The organism is Acidovorax sp. GW823-FHT01C06 (assembly GCF_058798375.1).
In genome coordinates this window covers 271977-279206 of the sequence record NZ_JBXAKN010000008.1, presented here as the reverse complement: position 1 = coordinate 279206, position 7230 = coordinate 271977, and the positions used below count along the sequence as shown (strand labels likewise).

Genomic DNA, 7230 nt, shown 5'->3' with positions numbered 1-7230 from the left:
CTTTGCTTACTCATGGCACCTCCTATTGGGCCTCAGGTTTGAGGCTCAGAGGTGTCTAGAAAACCCGGGGCGATTCATGGTGACGCCGCGCTCCTTGAGCCAGTTGTTGTTGCTCGACCCCGTGAGGAACCACAGCAGCTCCTGGATGATGGACCGCAGGTGCACCTTCTTGGTGGTGACGAGCGGAAAGCCTTCCTTCAGGTCGAAACGCATCTGGTGGCCGAAAACGCTGCGGGTGCCGGTGCCCGTGCGGTCGGATTTTTCCACGCCGTGGGTGAACACGTGGCGCATGAAGTCTTCGTATTGCGAGCGGACGGGGCGGGCGTGTTCGGTCATGGCGGTTGGAAGGCGAAAGACGCGATTTTAGGGGGCGGCTGCCGGCAGGAACCGGCTAAGCTCGCAGACCTTTTCGCCCAGCTGCCCTTTTTAGAAAGAAGCCCCCGATCATGCGCCCTATCTCTCCAGCCCCTTTGTCAAGCGCCGTGCTGGCCGCTCTTGCGTTGGCTGTGCTGCTGCCGGGTTGCGTGGGCACGGTACCCACGGCGCCCACGGCGCTGCGCAAGGTCGCGCGTCCTGTGCCCAACGAGGTACCTGCCGGGCCCGCCAATCCCTGGGCGAACCTGCAAACCCAGGTAGGCAACTATCCGGTCGGGGGCTCAGACTTCCTGCGTGCCGGCCCGCTGGCCGAGCGGCTGCGTGGGCTGCTCGGTCTCGCCAACTACAACGTGCTGCTGGACAACCTGCAGGTGAGTGGGCCGCTGCGGCAAGACGGCTCCATGCTCTACATCACCGGTAACCGGCCGGACGCAGGCGACACGGAGGCTGCCGCCATCGTGGTCCACGCCGCCACCGACTCGGTACGCGTATGGCTGCTGACCGGCGGGGAGGAATGGGACGTGCAGGACCTGGGGACCCCGAAGACCCTGCCGGCCCACGTTGCCACGATGATGGAAAACGCGCGGCGCTGAGCGCGCAGCCGGTCTGCCGGATGGCGGCGTGCCCAGGGGCTGGGCGGGAATGTGTTTCTATAATCAAGAATCATTCTCAAAAAGGCCGTCACGCCATGTCTGCCGCTCACCCCCTGCACGCGCTCTACAGCCACCACCACGGGTGGCTGCAGTCCTGGCTGCGCCGGCGGCTCGGTTGTGCCGACGACGCGGCCGACTTGGCGCAGGACACCTTCGTGCGCCTGCTCGCACGGCCCACCGCCATCGCCCCGGACGCGATGCGCGAGCCGCGCGCCTACCTGACCACGGTGGCACGCGGGCTGCTGGTGGACTTCTGGCGCCGGGGTGAACTGGAGCGCGCCTACCTGGCAGACCTGGCCCTGCAGCCCGAGGTGCTGCAGCCATCCCCCGAAGAGCGCCTGGCCGCCGTGCAGATGCTCCACGCGGTCGATGCAGTGTTGCAGGGCCTGACGCCCAAGACGCGCGCAGCGTGGCTGATGAACCGGCTCGATGGCCTCACGCACGCAGAGATTGCCGAGCAGCTGCAAGTGTCGGTGCCCCGCGTGCGCCAGTACCTGGCCAACGCCATGCGCCACGCCTACCACCTGCGCTTCGGTGGCGCGGCGTGAGCAGCGCGGGCTGGACCACGGGCGGCCCCCCTGGTGGTGCAGCCGACGACCACCCCGTGCCGCCTGCCGTGCTGGAGGCCGCCATTGGCTGGCAACTGCGCCAGGGCGAGGGCGATAGCTCGCCGGCGGACGCGCAAGCCCTGGCCGACTGGCTGGCCGCACACCCCGACCATGCCCGCGCCTGGCGCCAGCTGGGCGACATCGACCAGCACCTGACCCGCGCCGCCGCAGGTCCCGGAGCCCGCGCAGCGTTGCTGCTGCCACCGCGCCGGCGCCGTCCAGCCCGTGTGGCGGGCGCCGTGCTGGGACTGGCATTGGCGCTGGCCTGCGGCGTGCTGGTGCTGGACCGCTACCAGCCCGTGGGCCAACTGCTGGCCGACCACCGCACCGCCACCGGCGAGCGCCGCACCATCGTGCTGCCCGACCAGACCGTGCTGCACCTGAACACCCGCAGCGCTGTGGATGTCGTGTTCAGCCAAGACCAGCGCGCCATCCACCTGCGCGCGGGCGAGGTGGCCGTGGAAACCAGCCATGCCGACCCGGCTGAGCGGCGCCCGTTCGTCGTGCTGACCGAGGACGGCAGCCTGCGCGCCCTGGGCACCCGCTTCACCGTGCACCGCTGGCCACAGGCGCACGCCGCTGGTATCGGTGAAGCGCAGGGCCGTGGCGCGCCCGCCACCGAGGTCGCCGTCACCGAGTCGGCCGTCGCGGCCCGCCCGGCGACCTGTGCGGCAGCAGCGTCCGAGCCGTGCGCTGCCGAGCGCATCGTGTCGGCCGGGCAGGGCGCGCGGCTGGAGGGCGGGCGGGTGGACCCGTGGGCAGCCCCGCCCGATGCCGACGCCTGGAAGGACGGCATGCTGGTCGTGGACAACCAACCCTTGGGCGAGGTGGTGGCAACGCTCGCGCGGCACCGGGTCGGCCACCTGGGTGTCGACCCCCGCGTGGCCGGGTTGCGCGTGACGGGCACGCTGCCCCTGGCGGACACCGACCAGGCCCTGTTGGCGCTGACCGCGGCCGTGCCGGTCGATGTGGTCTGGACCACGCGCTGGTGGGTCACGCTCAAGCCGCGTGCTGCGCCCTGAGGATGAAAATTTCAAGAAAATAGGCCGCTACCGCTTGATGGGAAAGCGCTGGCAGCTATCAAAAGATGAGCGACTTGGTGCGGCTGATCGACGGTTCCATTCAGTTCAACCCAGATCCACCAGCCGAAGCAGATCAACCCAGATCGCCCCTGCCAGCCGGCAACCCACCCACCAGCGATGCCGGCCCAAAAAAGAAATTGCCCCGGCCCCCTCTCACTTTTCGGCACCCGTTCGGCAATCAGACAGAGACCGTGCATTGGCGCGGTTGCCCCTCTTTTCTGACGTGACCCGTTTCGGAGCCTGACCCATGCCCTCTGCTGTTCTCCCCTTTCCGCTGAACCCCTGCGCTACCGCGCTGCTGCTCGCGTTGGCGGCCTCTGCCGCGGCCGCACAGCCAGCCACGGTGCAGGCCCCTGCGGCCCCGGCCAGCGCTGCGGCCGTACGCGACTACGACCTGCCCGCCGGGCCACTGGGGGCTTCCCTCAACCGCATCGCGCGCGATGCAGGCTTGGCGCTCACCGCCGATGCGCAGTTGGTGGAAGGCCGCAACGCGGCGCCCGTGCGGGGACGCTTCGATGCCCCCGAGGCACTGCGCCGCGCGCTGGCAGGTTCGGGGCTGGAGCTGCGGCAGACCACGGGCGGCGTCTTCACGCTGCGCGAGGCATCGCGCCCTGCAGCGCAGGCACCCCGGCTCAGCGATGCCGCCACCCTGGGCGCCGTCACCGTGACGGCCAGCGCCGAGGCAGCGCCCGGCGATTTGCCGCCCGCCTATGCCGGCGGCCAGGTTGCCACGGGCAGCCGGGTCGGCCTGCTGGGCCACCAGAGCCTGATGGACACGCCGTTTCACATCACCAGCTACACGGCCGAACTCATGCAGGACCAGCAGGCGATCACCGTGGCCGATGTGCTGGCCAACGACCCGTCCGTGCGCACGGTGTCGTACAGCCTGACGAACGCTGCTGCGGGGGGCGACATCTTTCTGATCCGCGGCTTCTCGGTGCAGGACTCGGTGCTGTTCGACGGCATCGGCGGCATCGCCACCAACCGTGCCGTGGCGGTCGAAGCGGCCGAGCGCGTCGAGGTGCTCAAGGGCCCCAACGCGTTGCTCAACGGCATGGCGCCCGGGGCGGGCGGCGCGGTGGGCGGCGCCATCAACCTGGTGCCCAAGCGGGCGGGCGATGTGCCGCTGACACGCCTGACCACCACGTACCTGTCCAGAGGCAACCTGGGCGGCCACCTGGACGTGGGCCGCCGGTTCGGCGACGACCACCAGTGGGGTGTGCGCTTCAACGGCGTCTACCGTGACGGGAAGACCGCTACCCAGGGCCAGTCCGTCGAGCTGGGCGCTGCGGCGCTGGCCGTGGACTACCGGGGCAGTCAGTTGCGGGCCTCGGTGGATGCCGGCCACCAGACGATGAACAACGAAGCGCCGCAAGGCGCCGCGGGCTTTGGCATCGACGACGCCATTGCCATCCCCAGGCCGCCCCGGGCCAGCCATCGCATCGCGCAGGACTGGGAGTTCGCCAGGTCGCGCAGCAACTACCTCTTGGCCAAAGCCGAGTACGACCTTACCCCGGACTGGACGCTCTCTGCAGCCGCGGGTGGCAGCCACACGCGGTCCCGCTACCTCGCCACCGACGTGTTCGTGACCAGCATGCAGGGCGATGCGCAGGCCACTACGTACTTCTGGCCCAACTGGACGAACTACCGCACCCTGCAAGGCGGGCTGCAAGGCACGGTGCGTGCCGGCGAGCTTACGCACCGCATCCACCTGCATGCGTCGTACCTGAAGAAGGACAGCGGCTTCACGGCGCAGTACTACGGCTTCGACAGCTTCGCCACGAACATGTATGCGCCCGCGGCCACCGCGCGTCCGTCCATCGACGGTTTCTCATCGCGGCCGCCCCAGACCGATTCCTTGCAGTTGCCGTCCGTGGCGCTGTCCGACACCGTCTCGCTGTGGCAAGACCGCCTGTCCGTCACCCTGGGCGCCCGCTACCAGCGCGTGAAGGTCGTCAAGTACGACACCACCACCGGGGCCGGCAGCGCCGCGTACGACGAGCACGCGGTGACGCCGGCGCTGGCGGCGGTGTTCAAGCTACAGCCGCACGTGTCGCTCTACGGCAATTACATCGAAGGGCTGGTCCAGGGCGATTCAGCACCGCTGGGCACCACCAACGCCGGGCAGGTGTTTCCGCCGGTCCGCACGAAGCAGCGGGAGGTGGGCGTGAAGGCCGATTGGGGCCGCTTCAGCACCACGGCGAGCCTGTTCCACATCCAGAAGCCGAGCGGGCTGGTGGCCTCCAACGGCGATGGCACGTTCACTTACCAGGTCGGTGCAGAGCAGCGCAACCGCGGGGTCGAGCTCAATGTCTTTGGCGAGGTGGCCCGGGGCACGCGCCTGCTGGGCGGCGTGACCTTCAACGATGCCCGGCTGACCAAAACCGAAGGCGGCACCTACAACGGCAACGCCGCGCCCAATGTGTCACGCTGGCAGCTCAACCTGGGCAGCGACCACGACGTGGCTGCCGTTCCAGGGCTGACGCTGTCGGCCCGCATGATCGCCAGCAGCGCGCAGCAGGTGGACGCCGCCAACCTGCGGCGCATTCCGGGCTGGACGCGCTGGGACATCGGTGCCCGCTACAAGACCCAGGCGTGGGGCCGGCCGCTGGTGCTGCGCGCGGGCGTGGACAACCTGTTCAACCACAACTACTGGTCCAGCGGCTCCGGCAACTGGCTGTATGTGGGAAGTCCCCGCACGGTGACGCTGTCTGCCACGGTGGATTTCTGACGCGGAGCAGGCTGCCGTGGGCAGGGGGGCAAATAGAGGGAGGAGGGGGTATGGGCGTCAACCCCAGTGGGCCTTGGTGCAAGAAAATGTGGATTGAATTGGCCTCTGCCGCTTGATAGGTAAGCGCTGGCAGCTATCTATTTGATAGTAATCCAGGGCATTCGCTACGCCAGCGCAGCGACGGTGCAGCCGCCTTATCGCACTCGTTTAGATACCCTGTTGACACATCTAGGTATAAATCCTGAGTATCTGGTGCAAATTAGTATTTGTGGGGGCGTCTGGAGTACCAATCGAGCATCGCAGCATCGGTATCGTTCAGTCCGTCAATGCCTGCATGCCTTGCGCCGGTGTTGAAAGGCAGATTCCCATACCAACGACCGAGGAGACTTTTCCGATGCCACATTCCACCCCTGTCACCATGCCCCAGCGCCTGGCCGTCGCCGTTGCGCTGGCCTTGACGTCGCTGTGCGGCGCCGCCAGCGCGCAGACCGAGCTCGTGATCGCCACCGTGAACAACGGCCACATGATCGAGATGCAGAAGCTCTCCAAGAACTTCGAGCAGGCCAACCCCGACATCAAGCTCAAGTGGGTCACGCTCGAAGAAGGTGTGCTGCGCCAGCGCGTCACCACCGACATCGCCACCAAGGGCGGCCAGTTCGACGTGATGACCATCGGCATGTACGAGGCGCCCATCTGGGGCAAGAAGGGCTGGCTGCAGGAGCTCAAAACCGACGCCGCCTACGACGTGGACGACCTGCTGCCCGCCGTGCGGGGCGGCCTGTCCATCGACGGCAAGCTGTTCGCCGCGCCGTTCTACGGCGAAAGCTCCATGCTCATGTACCGCAAGGACCTGGCCGACAAGGCCGGCGTGCAGGTGCCCGAGCGTCCCACCTGGCCGCAGATCAAGGACCTGGCCGCCAAGATGCACGACCCCAAGAACGGCGTGTACGGCATCTGCCTGCGCGGCAAGCCGGGTTGGGGCGACAACATGGCGTTCTTGACCACGCTGGTCAACACCTTCGGCGGCCAGTGGTTCGACATGCAGTGGAAGCCGCAGCTCGAATCCAAGCCCTGGAAGGACGCGATCACCTTCTACGTGGACCTGCTCAAGAACTACGGCCCGCCCGGCTCGTCGGCCAACAGCTTCAACGAGATCCTGGCGCTGACCAACTCCGGCAAGTGCGGCATGTGGGTGGACGCGACCATCGCGGCATCGTTCGTGAGCGACCCCAAGCAGTCCAAGGTGGCCGACCAGATGGCCTTTGCCCAGGCGCCCACCATGAACACGCCCAAGGGCGCCAACTGGCTGTGGTCGTGGAACCTGGCCATCCCGGCCGGTTCGAAAAAGGTGGACGCCGCGCAGAAGTTCATCACCTGGTCCACCAGCAAGGACTACATCCAGCTGGTCGCCAAGACCAACGGCTGGGCCAACGTGCCCACCGGCACGCGCAAGAGCACCTACGCATCGCCTGAGTTCCAGAAGGCCGCCCGCTTCGCCGCCGCCGAGAAGGTCGCGATCGACTCGGCCAACCCGACCGATTCGACCCTGCCCAAGAGCCCGTACGTGGGCGTGCAGTTCGCGGCGATTCCGGAGTTCCAGGCCATCGGCATCGCGGTGGGCCAGCAGATGAGCGCGGCGCTGGCGGGCAAGACGACGGTGGACGCGGCGCTGAAGGCCAGCCAGGTGTCTGCGGACCGGGAAATGAAGAAGGCTGGTTACTACAAGTAAAGGCTGGCGGGGCCACCGAGGCTCCGCCGTCCACTGCCCATCCGTGGATTGA

The 7230-nt window shown here is 67.8% G+C and carries 5 protein-coding genes and 1 pseudogene; 5 read left to right on the top strand and 1 reads right to left on the bottom strand.

Annotated elements, in window-relative coordinates; genetic code table 11:
• Window positions 1–75: 75 nt before the first annotated feature.
• Window positions 76–336, bottom strand: a pseudogene (gene thyA, locus AC1RCS_RS17770) (thymidylate synthase); the annotation flags it as partial.
• 110 nt (window positions 337–446) lie between these two features.
• Here thyA and AC1RCS_RS17765 point away from each other — a divergent pair.
• From AC1RCS_RS17765 to AC1RCS_RS17745, 5 genes are all read left to right on the top strand, one after another.
• Window positions 447–968: an Ivy family c-type lysozyme inhibitor gene (locus tag AC1RCS_RS17765; protein WP_492245408.1), complete on the top strand. Its 522-nt coding sequence runs from the start codon at window positions 447–449 to the stop codon at window positions 966–968.
• Between the two features lie 95 nt (window positions 969–1063).
• The gene (locus AC1RCS_RS17760; RefSeq protein ID WP_492245409.1) at window positions 1064–1576 is read left to right on the top strand and encodes a sigma-70 family RNA polymerase sigma factor; all 513 of its coding nucleotides are present in this window, start codon (window positions 1064–1066) and stop codon (window positions 1574–1576) included.
• Window positions 1573–2658: a FecR domain-containing protein gene (locus AC1RCS_RS17755; protein WP_492245410.1), complete on the top strand. Its 1086-nt coding sequence runs from the start codon at window positions 1573–1575 to the stop codon at window positions 2656–2658. Before AC1RCS_RS17760 ends, AC1RCS_RS17755 begins: the two co-directional genes overlap by 4 nt.
• Before the next feature lie 307 nt (window positions 2659–2965).
• Window positions 2966–5449: a TonB-dependent siderophore receptor gene (locus AC1RCS_RS17750; RefSeq protein WP_492245411.1), complete on the top strand. Its 2484-nt coding sequence runs from the start codon at window positions 2966–2968 to the stop codon at window positions 5447–5449.
• Window positions 5450–5843: 394 nt separating this feature from the next.
• Window positions 5844–7178: an ABC transporter substrate-binding protein gene (locus tag AC1RCS_RS17745; protein ID WP_056413437.1), complete on the top strand. Its 1335-nt coding sequence runs from the start codon at window positions 5844–5846 to the stop codon at window positions 7176–7178.
• Window positions 7179–7230: the final 52 nt, after the last annotated feature.